At 53.0% G+C, this 16,048-nt stretch carries 10 protein-coding genes and 1 pseudogene; 5 read left to right on the top strand and 6 right to left on the bottom strand.

The window, feature by feature from the left end:
* The 5 genes from ACESLU_RS04815 to ACESLU_RS04835 form a co-directional block, all read right to left on the bottom strand.
* On the bottom strand, positions 1-1,280 hold a 1,280-nt coding region (locus tag ACESLU_RS04815; protein ID WP_372635923.1), incomplete at its 3' end, for a DPP IV N-terminal domain-containing protein.
* 101 nt (positions 1,281-1,381) lie between these two features.
* Positions 1,382-3,124 carry a phospho-sugar mutase gene (locus tag ACESLU_RS04820; RefSeq protein ID WP_372635926.1) on the bottom strand — a complete coding sequence of 581 codons (1,743 nt, stop codon included), beginning with the start codon at positions 3,122-3,124 and terminating at the stop codon, positions 1,382-1,384.
* Positions 3,125-3,199: 75 nt separating this feature from the next.
* Positions 3,200-4,246 (bottom strand): prolipoprotein diacylglyceryl transferase, encoded by a 1,047-nt coding sequence (gene lgt / locus ACESLU_RS04825; protein ID WP_372635929.1) that lies wholly within the window; start codon positions 4,244-4,246, stop codon positions 3,200-3,202.
* Positions 4,247-4,378: 132 nt separating this feature from the next.
* Positions 4,379-5,842 (bottom strand): cysteine--tRNA ligase, encoded by a 1,464-nt coding sequence (cysS, locus tag ACESLU_RS04830; RefSeq protein ID WP_372635932.1) that lies wholly within the window; start codon positions 5,840-5,842, stop codon positions 4,379-4,381.
* A 311-nt stretch (positions 5,843-6,153) separates the two neighbouring features.
* The gene (locus ACESLU_RS04835; protein ID WP_372635934.1) at positions 6,154-9,300 is read right to left on the bottom strand and encodes an AsmA-like C-terminal region-containing protein; all 3,147 of its coding nucleotides are present in this window, start codon (positions 9,298-9,300) and stop codon (positions 6,154-6,156) included.
* Between the two features lie 188 nt (positions 9,301-9,488).
* Here ACESLU_RS04835 and ACESLU_RS04840 point away from each other — a divergent pair, with 188 nt between their 5' ends.
* The 5 genes from ACESLU_RS04840 to ACESLU_RS04860 all read left to right on the top strand — a co-directional run bounded on the left by ACESLU_RS04840 (position 9,489) and on the right by ACESLU_RS04860 (position 15,673).
* A complete protein-coding gene (locus ACESLU_RS04840) occupies positions 9,489-10,160 on the top strand; it encodes a protein-L-isoaspartate(D-aspartate) O-methyltransferase (RefSeq protein ID WP_372635936.1) in 672 nt (223 codons plus the stop codon).
* A gap of 72 nt (positions 10,161-10,232) precedes the next feature.
* Positions 10,233-11,372 (top strand): DUF368 domain-containing protein, encoded by a 1,140-nt coding sequence (locus tag ACESLU_RS04845; RefSeq protein ID WP_372635939.1) that lies wholly within the window; start codon positions 10,233-10,235, stop codon positions 11,370-11,372.
* Positions 11,373-11,478: 106 nt separating this feature from the next.
* Positions 11,479-12,477 (top strand): universal stress protein, encoded by a 999-nt coding sequence (locus ACESLU_RS04850; protein ID WP_372635942.1) that lies wholly within the window; start codon positions 11,479-11,481, stop codon positions 12,475-12,477.
* Positions 12,478-12,610: 133 nt separating this feature from the next.
* Positions 12,611-13,543: a sterol desaturase family protein gene (locus ACESLU_RS04855; RefSeq protein ID WP_372635945.1), complete on the top strand. Its 933-nt coding sequence runs from the start codon at positions 12,611-12,613 to the stop codon at positions 13,541-13,543.
* A 546-nt stretch (positions 13,544-14,089) separates the two neighbouring features.
* Positions 14,090-15,673: a DEAD/DEAH box helicase gene (locus ACESLU_RS04860; protein ID WP_372635947.1), complete on the top strand. Its 1,584-nt coding sequence runs from the start codon at positions 14,090-14,092 to the stop codon at positions 15,671-15,673.
* 129 nt (positions 15,674-15,802) lie between these two features.
* On the opposite strand, the pseudogene ACESLU_RS04865 reads toward ACESLU_RS04860, so the two are convergent.
* Positions 15,803-16,048: pseudogene (locus ACESLU_RS04865) on the bottom strand (MFS transporter); the annotation flags it as partial.

Consider the following 16,048-nt stretch of genomic DNA (forward strand, 5'->3'; position numbering starts at 1 on the left):
ATCAGCTCGCTGTGGCCGCTGCGCACGTCGCTGAAAAAAAGCTTCAGGTGATTTTGCGGGCGGTTGAGATGCACCACGGCAAGCTGTCCCTCCCGGGAGGTCCAGTAGAGCCGCGGGATATAGCCGTCTTCGGGGATGCCTATCCACTGCTTATCAGCCGATGCGACCTCCACCACGCCGATTCTGACCGAGGGATTTTGGTCGCCCACTTTGGGGTAGGGGATCGTTTCATAGTCGGGATGCTGATCCTCGTAGTCGGTCATTTGGAAAATAGGGACCTCGCGTTCATCCACCTGCCAGTAGGCGATATACCGGCTGTCCGGCGACCACTCCCAGGCTTGCGCCAGCCCGAATTCCTCTTCATACACCCAGCCGAAACGCCCGTTGTAAAAATATTCCCCGGCGCTGTCCGTCAGCTGTTGCTCCTCTTGCGTTTCAAGGGTATAAACAAAGAGGTCCCCATCGCGTTCATAGCCGATTTTTTGTCCGTCGGGGGACAGTTCGGCGGTGCGGGCATCCTCGACCAGCAGTTCCAGGGTTTCCTCTTCCACCGAGTAGAGGTAGTAGTCCGAAATACCCGAGCGGCGGTAGACAGGACGGAAGTTGGACTGGAAGACGAGGAATTTGGAATCCTCGGACCACTGGAAAGAGGAGTATTCAAAGGTTGAATCGGCGCCGGGAAAGGTGTGATTTTCGGCGTTAAAAATGAGCACATCCTCTTCGGCAGCGGGATCATAGGCCCGGATCTCCATACTGTTGGTTTCCTCATTTCGCTGCATATAGGAGTAGCGGTCCCCCTCATCGATCCATTTGACGTTACGGGGTCCGTTTGAACTGCGCAGCTCGCTGTTATAGAGTGCCTCTTTAATATTGGAATACCGTTCTTTTTCCGGGGGCTGGGTCTGGGCCCGGGCTTGTGCTCGGACTGGGTATCTTGTCTGAATTCGGCCCGGTTCCTGGGTTTGGCTTTGGAATTGTACCTGAATTTGGTCCCGTGTACTGGTCTGCCCCTGTATTTGAGCTTGATCTTGGGACTGGATTTGGTTTGGTGCCTGGGCCCGTGGTGGGGTTTGACGTCGTGTTTGTGTTCGGGTCTGGGCTTGATACTGGCTCTGGATCTGTGCTTGAGTTTGAGCCTGTGTCTTAGACTCTGTTTGAGTCTGGATCTGATTTTGGGCTTGGGCCTGACCCTGTCCCTGCTCCGGGAAGTGGAGAGCGGTCAGCAGCAGAAGAAACACAAAGAGTTTGGAATGAGAAGAATTCTGTAGCAAATAGGTCATGGCTGAATACTGGGTGTTGGGAATAATATTTTGACTTCCGAAGGTAATTAAATATCGGGAAACCGTACAAATACCAACTGACCAGTATCCGTTACCAGGTATCAATCCCCGCCCGTGAGATCGGCGATGATCGTGTCGATTTTATTTTCTAACCGACCGGTGATGTCTTCGTACTGACTCTTGTCCGGGAGGTCGGTGTTGACGCTGCAGTAGAACTTGATCTTGGGTTCGGTGCCCGAGGGACGAACGGTCACCATGGAGCCTTCCTCGGTAATGAACTGGAGGACGTTGGAACTCGGCAGGTCGATGTCCGACACGGCCTGCGAAATGAGGTTTTTTTCTTCCTGCGTTTTGTAATCCTTGATGGTGATGACGCGGGAGCCGCCGAGTTCGGAGGGGGGATTTTGCCGGTAACGGGCCAGCATTTCCCGGATCTCCCGTTCGCCCTCCCGGCCTTTTTTATAGACGGAAACCATCCGCTCCCTGAAATAGCCGTACTCCTCGTAGATATCGAGCAGGGCCTCGTAGAGACTGCTTCCGTTGTCTTTATAGAAAGCGGCCATCTCGGCAATGATTACCGCAGAAACGACGGCGTCCTTGTCGCGCACATGATCACCGATGAGGTAGCCGTAGCTTTCTTCCCCGCCTGCAATGAATTGCTGTTTGCCTTCGAGCTCGGTCATCAGCTCGCCGATATACTTGAAGCCTGTCAGGGTATTATAGCAGGCGACACCGTAATGATCCGCAATGCGATCGATGAGATAGGAGGTGACAATCGTTTTGACGATATATTCGTTGCCGGTGAGTTTATCGGCCTGCTGCCAGGCATCGAGCATGTAGTGGATAATCAGCGTGCCCGTCTGGTTTCCGTTAAGCAGGGTCCATTCCCCGTGGTGATCCTTTACCGCAATGCCCACGCGATCGGCATCCGGGTCGGTCGCCATGACCAGTTCCGCGTCAATGTCACGGGCTTTATCCAGCGCCATCGAAAGCGCTTCCTTCTCTTCGGGATTGGGATATTCCACCGTCGGGAAATTGCCGTCGTAACTCATCTGCTCTTCCACATAGGATACGTTCTCGAACCCGTACCGCTCAAGGGCGGGGGGGACCAGCACGCCGGAGGTCCCGTGTATGGGAGAGAAGACGATGCTCAGGTCTTTTTGCCGCCGGATGGCCTCCCGCGATATCGAAAGGTCTGCAAGGGCGTCCAGGTATTTTTCGTCCATCTCCCGGCCAATCATCTCAATACGCTCTTCGTCGCCTTCGAAATTCACCTTGTCCACGCTCCCTATCTGCTGGACCTCCTCCATTACCATCTTGTCATGCGGGGACACCAGCTGTCCCCCGTTCGACCCGTAGGCTTTGTAGCCGTTGTATTCCTTGGGATTGTGAGAGGCGGTCAGCATGACCCCGCCCTGGCAGCCAAGCTCACGGATGGCAAAAGAAAGTTCGGGGGTGGGGCGCAGTCCCTCGAACAGGTACACATAGATGCCGTTGGCCGAAAAAATATTGGCCACCACACGGGCCAGCTTCTCCGAGTTATTGCGGCAGTCATGCGCGATCACCACCTTGATCTGTTCATCCGGGTAGTTCTTTTTCAGGAAATTGCTGAAACCCTGGGTGGCCATCCCAAAAGTGTACTTATTGACGCGGTTGGGTCCCACGCCCATAATACCGCGGATGCCCCCCGTGCCGAATTCCATCTCTTTATAGAACGCGTCGGTCAGCTCCTTGAATTTTTTCTGCTGCAGTTTTTCCCTGATTGCGGTTTTGGTCTCTTCGTCGTAATTGCCCTTCAGCCACTGGTTGATTGTATCCTGAATGTCCGGCTCTAATGATTTCATATTCCTGTAAAAGTTTGTCTGAGATGAATGGGTTAATCCATTTTACTGGAAAGTACTATTTCCTTGCTATTATGTCTAATCCATATTTATTGAAGCCTGAGACCAGCTTACTTTTTTGGCAAGCAGCCAGGCGCCGATAATGATGAGGGGAAGACTGAGCCACTGTCCCATATTTATGGACCACTGGCCTGCAAAGGCCGCCTGGTTTATTTTCGTAAATTCAAGCAGAAATCGTCCGCTGAATAACATGACGAGGAAGAGTCCGAATATGGATCCCTCGGGAGGCTGCGAGCGGTATTTTTTATAGAGGCCCCAGAGAATAACAAAAATGATGACGCAGAGCACGGCTTCATAGAGCATGGTGGGATGCCGCGGCATCATCTGCTCGGCAGCGCTGAGGCCATGGGCATTTTCAAAGATTATGGCCCAGGGGAGTTCGGAAGGCTTGCCGATGATTTCGGAATTCACAAAGTTGCCGGTGCGGATAAAAGCGCCCCCGATAGCGACGACGATCACCACGCGGTCGGCGATCCACAGGAAATTCATATCGCGAATCTTTTTGATGTAAAGGTACATCGCCAGGAGGATGCCTATGGCGGCCCCGTGACTGGCCAGTCCCCCGTTCCAGATGGCCAGGATCTGGAAGGGATAGCGGAAATAAAAGGCCGGGTCGTAAAAGAGCACATGTCCGAGCCGGGCGCCTATGACCGTCCCGATCAGAACGTAGGTCAGCAGTTTATCCAGTTCCTCCTGCGTGCGCCCGGCCGTTTCGTACATGTTGCGCATCAGCAGGTACCCGACCACAAAGGCCGAAGCAAAAAGCAGGCCGTACCACCGCGGCTCGATGGGTCCGATCTCGCTGACGGTGGGAGAGGGCAGTACTAAAAAGAGAAGCTGTCCCACTACAAACGAGCCGATAACCATGCCCCAGAATTTCCACATGGGCACATCCGGCTCTTCACCGCGAGGCAGATCCTCGGGGACCAATTTTTGATAGCCCAGGTAGATGAATACGAATGCAGCGACGATCCCCCAGATAGCTAAAGGGAACGGCAGTTCAAGGGTGCCGATGCTGAAGGCTATGGGGTCGGCACTCCATACAATATGATCGGATTGTTGCATAAGGTTTCGTTAATTAGTCGTGAAAAGTGAGAATAAGGAGCCGCTCGTTGGTTGTCAGGGTCACGCAGCGGTGAAAAGAATCAATGATTGCAAAATAACATGTAACGGTTAATAGGTAACAAGTATAAAAACTCAGCTCTTTTTGATGGTAAACTCCGTGCCGCCGGGATTGTCCATGAGTTTGATGCCCATCTCGTTGAGCCGGTCCCGGATAGCGTCGGCCAGTTCAAAATTCTTTTCCCGGCGCGCATTGTTTCGGATATCAATCAGGAGCTCCACCAGCTGTTCGGTCTTATCTGTGCCGGTCCCGCTCGCCGAATCCCCGGCCTCGGGCCATAAGCCGAGTACGCCGTCCACAAAATCATGGAGAAGCTGTTTTATCTCCCCGATATTTTCCGGGGTGTGGTCCTGGTTTATCTGTTTGCGAATCTTTTTGAGCTCTTCAAACAGCACCGCGATAGACTGGGCGGTATTAAAATCGTCGTTCAGTTTCGCTTCCAGTGAGCTCTGGAGCTCTTCCACGGGATAGCGCTTGCCGGATCCGTCCTCTGCGGCGTCGATCTCCCCAAGCATCTCCTGCAGGTTGCGCAGGCCGTTTTCCGCCCCGCTGAGCGCCTCCTCCGAGAAGTCGGTGGTGCTCCGGTAGTGGCTTTGCAGCAGGAAGAAGCGGATGACCTGCGGGTCCCACGCCCGGCTCAGAAGATCATGGTCGCCTGAGAAAAACTGGTCCAGTGAAATAGCATTGCCCAGCGACTTACCCATTTTTTGTCCCTCCAGCGTTACCATATTGTTGTGCATCCAGTAGTTGGCGAACGGCTGGTTGAAGGCGCCTTCGCTCTGGGCGATCTCACACTCGTGGTGGGGAAACTGGTTATCCAGCCCCCCCCCGTGGATATCGAAATGCTCTCCCAGGTATTTGGTCGACATCGCCGAGCACTCCACGTGCCAGCCCGGGTAGCCGAGTCCCCACGGCGAAGGCCATTTCATAAGATGTCCGTCATCGGCCTTTTTCCAGAGGGCAAAATCCTCGGGCGCCCGCTTGTCGCTGGCCGTCTCAATGCGCGTGCCGCTTTCCTGCTCCTCCACTGCGCGTCCGCTGAGCTTGCCGTAATCTTCGGCGGAGGACACATCGAAATAGACATTGCCGTTGGCCTCGTAGGCGTGTCCGTTTTCCAGCAGCTTCTTGACCATCTCGATCTGCTCGATAATGTGCCCCGTCGCCCGGGGGGAGATATCAGGACGCCGCACGCCCAGCTTATCCATGTCGCGGAAGTAGTTGTAGGTGTACTTCTCGGCAATTTCCATCGGCTCGAGCTGCTCTATTTTCGCCTGTTTCTCAAGCTTGTCCTCCCCCTGGTCGGCATCGTCGGTTAGATGTCCCACATCGGTGATATTTTGCACATACCGTACCTGGTAGCCGAGATAGCGGAGGTAGCGGACGACCACGTCAAAGGAGACATAGCTTTTGGCGTGTCCCAGGTGCGGGTCGCCGTAGACGGTGGGACCACAGACATAGATTCCGACAAAATGGTCGGTGATGGGGTTAAACTTTTCTTTGCGCCGGCTCAGGGTGTTGTAAATATGCAGATCGTCCATCAAATAGTTGCTTATTAATACTCAGGTGAAATAGTGTTAGCCCGGATTGCCCGCCGGGAAATTCGGCAGTGACCATCCGGCTTCGAATATCAATGCATGCTAAGATAACGCTTACCGTGGAGAGTTGACAGTATGGTCTGCTTGCTTGCGGGCTGACACGGAAGCGTACCGGCTACTGCCTATTTACTGTATTTTTAAGAAAAAAGTGTTGTGTACAGGGCAACCAGTTATGCCATTGGTCCAGTTATTCCGTCCAAAGAAGCAAAATAGTGGGGTTGAGGTTGAGGATCTTCGGTCTCCGCGTTCTTATATCAGTTCGGGGTGGTGGCAGATGAAGTATCAGCTGTCGCCGTATCGGGCTGAGCCTCCTCCTCTTCCTCGTTATCGCGGCCGAACAGGTCCCGGATCGTATTCCCGGCCTTGTCCTTCAGATATTCCCTGACGATCGGCTTGATCACGCCCTGGTCGGGCTGGACCGAGGGGCTCCCGTAGGTGCCGGTGATCTGCAGGGGGACCATAATGGTGCCGTTGTCTCGGGTGAGGGCGTTGGCCGCCTGCTTGGTAATAACGGGGGCGATGGTCTGTTTAAAGCGTCCGGGCAGGAGGACGGAGACCTTAAAATCGATCTGGTCGGTTTGCAGGTGCTGAGTGCCGTTCAGCTCCATCCCGATGTCGCTGCTGGTAAGCGTCAGCTCAGAAATAGTGAGGATGTTGTCCTCTACCGAAATAGTGCTCTCCCACTGGTCAAGGGCCACGTCGCGGAGGGTATTAATCCTGGTAAATCCGGCAATTCCTTCCTGCAGGGGATGATTTTGTATCTGCGCCTTGCTCATGCCAAAGGTACCGTTTAACACGGTGGTGGGAATCAGGGGATTCAGTTCCGTGTCGATTTCTGTGGTGTAATCAATATCGGTGCTGAACGTACCGGTGATATAGTTGTGAAACCGGCTGTCCCGCCCGAGGATGGGATATTCCGCGAAAAACGATTCGAGGCGAAGGCTGTCGAGTGTCCCCTTGAAGTTAAACGTGGAGGGCCGGTCGCCCGGGATTTCCCAGACCATGGTGCCGCTGGCTTCTCCCTCGAAGAGCTCTACATTCGCCTGCGTAAGATTGATCTGGGAGGGGGTCGAGGTGGCCCTGGCCTGCAGGTTGCGCATCGTAACCCCCGTGATCTTGAAGCGGTCAATTTGCGCGCTGAAATTACCGTTGAGGTCCGGCAGCTCAAGATTGAAGGTTGAGGTGGTATCGCTCCAGTCAATCAGCTCATCCAGATCCAAATAGGTGCTGCGAACCTGACCGGTCAGCTGCGGGGTAGTCGCGCGATCCGCCTCCTCTTTCAGGTATTCCATATAGTTGCTAAGCGCCCCCTCGACATCCAGGTCGGATGATCCCATGTTGAAGGTGAGCTGGCCGAGCGTCGCTTTTTGGGGCGTCAGCGTAAACGTACCATTCAGATCTTTTACCGGCTCCCGCAGGGATTCGCCCGACATCGTCGCGTTTTGTACGGACAAACTACCCGAAAAAGCCATGTCCGCGGGCGCATTGGCCGGTCCCCGGATGCTTAGGTTAAAGTCGGCATCCCCGGTAAGGTCGGTGATATCCGGTTCCAGTTCATAATAGTTGCTGATCTCCTGCAGCCGGGCACTGCCCTCGGCCTTCAGGTTCAGGTCCCGGTCCTCGCTCAGGTAATTGTTGACGATCCCGCTAACCTGCACGCTGTTATCGCCGCTTTGAAACCCGCCCTCCACAATGGTCATGCGGGGACCTTGGAGGACCGACTCCAGGGTGATGTTTCGGAAGGGGACATCAAATTCCCGGTAATCGACAAAGCCATTCTCCAGGTTGATACTCCCGCTTTGGACCGCCCGCTCAATCTGGTCGGCCCGCCCGTCCAGGGTGGCCTGTGCCGTGAGTGTTCCTCCCAGGCGCAGCGTATCCTCGTCGATGGGGTAAAAATCCTTGATGGTTGCCAGGTCGAACTGCAGGTTTGTATTCATATTATTGACCTGCCGGCTGCTTTCGTCCAGCAGCTGCCGTATTTGTCCCTCTGCCGAAAAGTTGTTTTGGGCGGCCTGCAGGCTCAGGCTGTGGATGGTAAAAAGCTCCTGCGTGCCCGCAGCATCGATATTGATGTTCCGGATCGCTTCCGGCACATCCTGGTATTTGAGCAGGCCGTCGGCAAGCAGAGCCTTTCCGTCGAATGCAGCGTTTTCCGGCTGATCGAGCTGGCCTTTGGCCGTGGCATCGATATCCAGCTGACCATCCAGCTGCTCAATGTCAAAGTCGGAAATATCATAAAACTGGTGTACCGTGGACAGGTCCACATCGGCCACAAAATTCATATCAAAGGTCCCGTCATCTTCCAGCGGCTCGTTGAGGGTACCCGAACCGTTGAGGGTGTTGGCGCCCGCCGTGGCATTGAATGCCTGGATGGTTACCAGTTCATTGGTGGCATTGGCGCCAATCTGGATATCTTCGATGGCCTGAGGCAGGTCGGGGTCTTTCAGGTAGCCGTCCTGCACGTTGACACGAACATCAAAGCGGGGGATGGAGTCGCTCGTTACGGGTCCCTGTACCGTACCGCCCAGGTCGAGGGTGCCCCGGGACTGGAATCCTTCGAGAGATTCGGCATAAGTCTCCGGCACCAAACGCAGCAGATCGCCAAAATTGTCGCTCGACGAGTTGAACTGCAGGTCCACGGTAAACGCCTCGCTCCAGTTGCTGAGCATGCCGGTCAGGTCCATCTCCAGCCCCCGAATAGCAAGCGTGCCTTCCTCAAGGAGGATGACCTCGCTTTCGGTATGGATGACGGATTCCTCCGTCAGACTCAGCGGCAGGCCGCTGAAATAGCTGACGCTGTCGACCGTGGCATAGAGTCCCCCGACCTCCATATCGATGCTGCTCTGGATGGAATCGGCATAGCTCAGCGACAGCTCGCCCCCGACGTCCTCCAGCGTGGCCGAGGTGTTTGAGGTACCGTCGCGGTACCCGAAATAACCGTCGTGAACTTCAAAATAGGGTATATTGATATTGTAGCTGTCCTCGGAGGTGGCGTCCCCCGTCTGCTCATCCAGCAGAAAGTCGATATTGGTGCTGCTGTCAGCGTAGATCCGGTACACGAAACGCGGGTTGGTCAGCACCAGCTCGGTAATATTGATCTCCTCCCGAAAAAGGGGAAATAGTTCCACCCCGGCCACCAGCTGGTCCATCGAAAGCAGGGTATCTTCTTCGGTGTCCCCGGGAATGCTAAGGCTGTTGACTTCCACCCCGGGATTGGGAAAAGTGCTGAAAAAAGTAGCGGACATCGTGCCCACCTCCACCTGACGTCCCACTGACTCGTTGATGTACGGCATGAGCAGATTTTGCAGCCGCTCATTGGTTAAATAGAGGTTCAGTCCGATGATGATAACAACCAACAGCGCTGCAACGGCGGCCAAAATTTTGAAAAACGTCTTCATAAGACCTCGAAATTAGTTGTAATGACGATGACAGGGTAATGGACACACTTCGCCTCCACATGCTATACCCACTCGTTTACTGTACATGAGTTATGAAAACAAGGTATATAAAAGTCAATTTTATTGTCTCAAGTTCCTTATGTTACAAGGTAACATTAAATGCGTGCAAAACAGCAATTTTTTGAACTATGTTGAACTGGGGATCTTCTGGAGCGAATAATCCGAAATTCAAGCAGCGGCGGCAAAAACTGGTCGATAAACTCCGTAAGAAAGGCATACAGGATGAGCGGGTGCTGTCGGCGATCAATATGGTGCCCCGTCACGTTTTTGTCGATACGGCGCTGCAGGACCGTGCCTATCAGGATTCCGCCCTTCCCATCGGTAAGAAACAGACCATTTCCCAGCCCTATACGGTTGCCCGTCAGACGGAGTTGCTGGAAGTAATGCCCGGGGAGAAGGTGCTGGAAATCGGTACGGGGTCGGGTTACCAGGCGGCCATTTTATGTGAACTGGGAGCGGAGGTGTATACCGTGGAACGGCATAAGAAGCTGTATGAAAAAGCACGGTCGACGCTTCGGGAGTTGAGTTATTCGGTCCATGCGAAGCTGGGCGACGGCAGCAAAGGGTGGTCGGCCTATGCGCCCTATGACGCCATTGTCGTCACGGCCGGTGCTCCGGTGGTCCCGGACGACCTTGTGGCGCAGCTTAACGTCAACGGACGGCTGGTGGTTCCGGTGGGGGATGAGAACCGGCAGGAGATGGTTCGGATTATTAAAATCAGGAAAGACGAATATGAAGAAGAGCACTACAGCGATTTCAAATTCGTGCCGCTTATCGGTGAACAGGGATGGAAGGAGTAAATTAGGAATTAGGAATTAGGAATTTTAAATTCACTGCCACCCAATTCCAAATTCTCAATTCCCGATTCTCAAGTGGCTGAAACCGAACGGACATCAACGGACGCAAACAACGATCCCACCTCCTGGAAAGAAGCGCCCTTTTTATTGATTAAAGGATTTTTGATGGGATCGGCGGATATCGTGCCCGGGGTCAGTGGCGGGACGATGGCGCTGATTGTGGGCATCTATACGCGGCTGATTAATGCCATCCGAAGCTTTGACGCCCGCTTCCTGAAACAACTGGTCAGGTTGAAAGTCAGGGCGGCGCTGCGGGAAGTACACTGGAAGTTCCTGTTTCTGCTGCTTTCGGGTATGATTTGTGCGGTCTTTTTCTTTACGAAAGTAGTGCCGCTACAAGTCTATATGTTTACCGATCCCGAACTGATTTACGGGTTGTTTTTCGGACTTATCGTGGGCTCTGTTGTGGTATTGGCCAAGGCCATCAATGGGTTTCACTGGGTGCACGGTCTTGCGATCGTTTTGGGCACGGGGATCGGTTACTGGGTGGTTACGCTGGTGCCGACCGCGACTTCTGAATCCCCCCTGTTTATTTTTGTTGCAGGGTCGATTGCCATTTGTGCGATGATTCTGCCCGGTATCTCCGGCTCCTATATTTTACTTATACTGCGAAAATACGACTTTATCCTTACGGAAATCGGAAAGCTGGGGACCTCCGGGACGGTGAGCGGACTGATAACGCTTCTCCCGTTCATCGCCGGGGCCATTGTTGGCTTAGCCCTCTTTTCGCGGATCCTGTCCTGGCTGTTACTTCGATATGAGGCCAGAACGCTGGCCCTGCTGATCGGCTTTCTGATCGGTTCGTTGTATATGATCTGGCCGTACCAGGAGCGTACCTACACCGAAATTGTGACAAAGGAGGAAGTGATCGGCTACACGAGTCCCAAAGCCCAGGAGCTGCGGGATCAGCCCCCCGACAAGCTGCAGCCGGAATTTCAGCGGCTGGGGGAGGTCGTCAATCCCGCTGCCGAAACCGATGAGTCCAAGAGGATAGAACTGCTGACGGTTAAGCAGAAACTGATCAAGAGCGACCCATATGTGCCGTATATTACGGTCGAAGGGCCCCGGACCGCGCATTTTGGCCAAGGTATCTGGGGCATAGTTATTGGACTTGTTATGGTTGTCGGCCTTGATTATTTGCGAGTGAAAGAGTAATGTTTACCCTGTGGCCGGGGCTATGTCGACATATGTTATGAAATTCTGTAATGCTACATATCGATAATAGATAGATAACAGATACAACAACCTATTATTTACTTTTATGGAGCCTATTAAAAAAATATTAGTGCCCACGGATTTTTCGGACAACGCCAGGTCAGCGTATGATCACAGTCAGGAGATTGCGCACCGGTTCGATGCGAGGGTTGATTTTGTCCATATTATCCCCATGTTGAAGTATTTCCATGAGAGCATTTCGACGTTGGGTCATCCCCTGGACATGGAAGGGGAGATCTATCCCCGGGCCCAGGAAGAAGCAGAGCAGAAATTAAAGAGGTTCATGGATACCTACCTCACTGATGAACACCGGGGGGAGGCCATCTGCAGGGTCGGTCGCAAGCCGTCGGCAAGAATATCCGATTTGGCCGGGGAAGGGGGCTACGATATGATTGTCATGGCTTCCAAAGGCCAACACGATTCTCACCTGCTGCGGGGATCTACGACCGAAAAGGTGATTCGCTATTCCGATATCCCGGTCTTCACCGTGGATGCGAGTCTGAGCTCCGACGGGTTAGAACAGATCCTGCTGCCGACCGACGGGTCGAAGCTCTCCCTCTCTGCTCTGCCGGTGGCTCTTTCGCTGGCCGACATCTATGGGGCCGAAATTATTTTGTATCATGCTATGGAACTGTATGGCAATCCCCTAAATGATGGTAAAAAGCTGGACCCCCGGAAGTCGGAGGAAGCAAATATATATGAAGCGCTTATCGATTGCCTGGAAGCGTATCTGAGCAGTGAAAAGCTGGAACACATCCAAATTCATCGCGGAGAAGCTGATTTTGAGGATGCATTTGTGATCACCGAAGAGGCGTCTAGCCATAACATCCCTTTTTCAACGGTGGTTGAGAAAAGCGTTTCGGCTCACGTCGGCATCCAGGAATATGCCGGTGATCATGCCGACCTTGTCGTCATGGCCACCCACGGATACAGTGGCTGGGCTCATCTCTTTCTGGGGTCCACAGCCGAGATGGTGGCCCAGCACCTCACTATCCCGGTGGTTACGGTAAAGCCTCCGTCATCTGAGTTGAAAAAAAGGGAGTAAAGCAAATTTTATCAGGCCTTTCTGTCTCCGCCGAATACCCGATATGCGCGCATATTCCCAAGATTTGGCTTTTAATTGAGGGGAATATCTGATATGTTGGGCGCTCAACTGACAGATCAGAACTCATTTTCTTATGCCCGAACTTATCACGATTGAAGAGCTCATGGCCATGGGGCTTCCACCAATTATCATTTATGCGGCGCCCGTCATGTTTGCTCTCGTCTTTATTGAGTGGGGGATAAGTGCCTGGCTTAAATGGGATCTGTATGACAGCAAAGATTTCTGGGCTTCCACGGCAATCGGTATTGGGAATATCATCATCAGTTCCCTTACCAAGGTAAGTATTTTCGCGCTCGTACTCTTTTTCTATAACATGGTGCCGTGGCGGGTACCCCACACCTGGTGGTCGTATGTACTCTGCTTTTTTGTGCTGGATTTTTGCCGGTACTGGGCGCACCGCATCGCTCATGAACAGCGAATCTGGTGGGCTACGCATGTGCCGCATCACTCCTCAGAGCAATATAATTTTTCCGTTTCCTTCCGGCTTTCGTGGGTGCAGGGCTTTAAGGTGATTTTCTTTCTGCCGGTGGCGATGGCCGGCTTTCACCCGGTAGTGTTCTTCATCTGTCACCAGATTGCGGTATTGTACCAGTTTTGGATCCATACCGAGCTTATCGACAAGCTGCCCCGGCCGATTGAGTTTTTCTTTACGACGCCCTCACATCACCGGGTGCATCACGCCAAAGACGATCATTACCTGGACAAAAATTATGGATCCACGTTTATTATATGGGACCGTATGTTCGGGACCTTCCAGCCCGAGCTTAATACGCCGAATTACGGCATCACCAAGCCGCCGGACTCCTATAATCCTATCTATCTCGTTTTTCATGAGTTCATAGCCATCTGGAGCGACCTGAAAAAGGCGCAGGGATGGCGGGAATGGCTGTTCATCCTGTTTGCGAGTCCCGCCGAACAGGCCCGCGTTGAGAAGGAGAAGCAGGTAGAGGTAGAGGCAGAGGTGGAGATGAAGGGGGTGGCTTCTTCGGCGCCCATAGAGGAGTAGCTTTCTCGATCTTTCTGGGCGGGGAGAGGATTGCCTGCACCATTCGTGCTGTTTTCAAGGCCGCGGGGTTTTATTTGAAAACTCTTGTCCGGGAAGATCTTATTTTGCTTTACGGCTGCCATGATTAAGCTTTGGTGAGGTTGTCCGGCCGAGAGCCTGCCAACGGAAGTTAGCTCCTTCAGCGTCTTTTCCTGCCAGTGCTTTCCGGTCGTGTACAGTGAAGGGGCTTTCCGGAGGCCACCCAAAAGGAGCTGCTATTCATCCATGGGTATGTACTGGACGTATAGGACGCTCCAGGGCACATGAACGAACAGCACTGTGATTCATCCATATGTATGTATTGTGAAAAATTTTCCGTATCTTACCGCTCTGGTGTTACGTGAATCCCACCTATTCGTTTTAAACAGGTTCTTACATCCCTCTCTCAGGTCTGTCGGCGCCTCTCGTTATATACGTTTTAGGATGGCAGCAACTTCTTGCTGGTACTAAAGGTATATTTTGTGTGCGTCAGGTTATTAATAATATTCATTTACTTTTATTCAATTTATGACAGATCTAACTTTTGCTGAGCTTAATCTCAGCCAACCTATTCTTCAGGCTCTCACAGATATGGGATTTGAAGAACCAACTCCGGTACAGGAAAAATGTATTCCCCCTCTTTTGCAACAGAAAGATGTAGTGGGACAAGCCCAGACGGGGACCGGAAAAACTGCTGCATTCGGAATTCCCCTGGTTCAGCAGACCGATATTAGCGTAAAGGAAGTACAAACTATTATAATGTGTCCCACCCGTGAGCTGGCGATCCAGGTGACGGGCGAGCTTATTAAAATCGGGAAACACCTGGACGGACTGCACGTAGTGCCGGTGTACGGGGGACAATCGATCTCGCGTCAAATCAAGGCACTGAAGCGCGGTGCGCATGTGGTCGTGGGAACGCCGGGGCGGACGATCGATCACCTCCGCCGGGGCACGATGAAGCTGGACAACCTGCAACGCGTTGTATTTGATGAGGCCGATGAAATGCTGAATATGGGATTCCGGGACGATATGGAACAGATCCTGTCCTACGCCAGTCAGCCGGTGCAAACCATTATGTTTTCGGCGACCATGTCGAAAGGCATCCGGAAAATCATGAACCGCTATATGGACAACCCGGAGACCGTGGCCATCGAACGCAAGAAGATGACGGCTCCCAATATCGAGCAGTACGTGGTGGAAGTCCGAGACTCGGTGCGTACCGAGGCGATTTGCCGTTTCATGGATATCAATGACTTTAAGCTGGCGCTGGTGTTTTGCAATACCAAGCGCAAAACCGAAAAGGTGAGCCGGGAGCTTCGTTCCCGCGGCTATTCTTCCGATTTTATCAACGGGGACCTCAGCCAAAACCAGCGTGACCGGGTGATGGCGAAGTTTCGCAGCGGAGCAATTGATATCCTGGTGGGTACGGATGTTGCGGCGCGGGGACTTGATATCGATGATATTGAGGCCGTGTTCAACTATGATCTCCCCCAGGACCCGGAGTACTATGTCCACCGTATCGGGCGAACCGGACGTGCCGGACGATCGGGGATGGCCATTACGTTCAGCACCAAGAGCAAAAAGAAGCAGCTTCGTACGATAGAGCGGCAGATAAAGAACCAGCTGAATCCCCTGGATTTACCGTCCACGGCCGATGTGCAGAAATCACGCCTGGCCGGGGAGATGGATGGGCTGGTGGAAGTGCTGGAGAAGGGGAACCTGCGTCCCTTTATCGATCAGATTGAGTCGTTTGCGGATGATCGCTTTACTACCATTGAAATTGCTGCGGCTTTGCTGAAAAAGAGAACCGAGGCTCCGGATCAGCAGGATGAAGCTGACGGGCAGAACGGCCAGTCCCAGCATCATAATTATGATGACTCTGCCATGATTAAAATGCACTTCAATGTCGGGAAAAAGAACAATGTCTATCCCGGTGATCTGGTGGGAGCCATTGCCGGCGAATCCAACGTTCCGGGCAATGTGATCGGGAATATCGATATTTTCCCCCATCATTCGTTTGTGGATATCCCTGGAAAACATGTGAAGCAGGTGCTTGAGATCATGAACCGGAATCGCGTAAAAGGGAAGAAGATCCGGGTTAAAGTAGCCTGATCTTTTGTTTGTACTTGTTCCCGTTTTGGGGACGTACTTATTTATCAAAGAAAGCGGATACTGTTCAAAAGGTATCCGCTTTTTTATTTGGGGGGATATGAATAACCGGACGCCATGGATGTTTATCGATCAGCCGATCGTTTCAGGTTTCCCGGCTCCCAGCCCCGATAGTAGCTTGAGAATGGCGACTGCGAAGAGAAACAGGAGCGGGATAAGCCACGCCCCGGTAAGGTCATGCAGGGCCCCGAAGAGCGTCGGGCCGACTGCCGCGAGGAGGTAGCCTACCGACTGGGCCATGCCCGAAAGTTCCGTGGCTGTTTCCGAGTCGGAAGTGCGGAGGACGATAAACAGGAGCGCGAGTCCGAAACTCCCACC

Origin of the sequence: Fodinibius sp., assembly GCF_041642155.1 — a bacterium.
GTDB lineage: Bacteria > Bacteroidota > Rhodothermia > Balneolales > Balneolaceae > Fodinibius.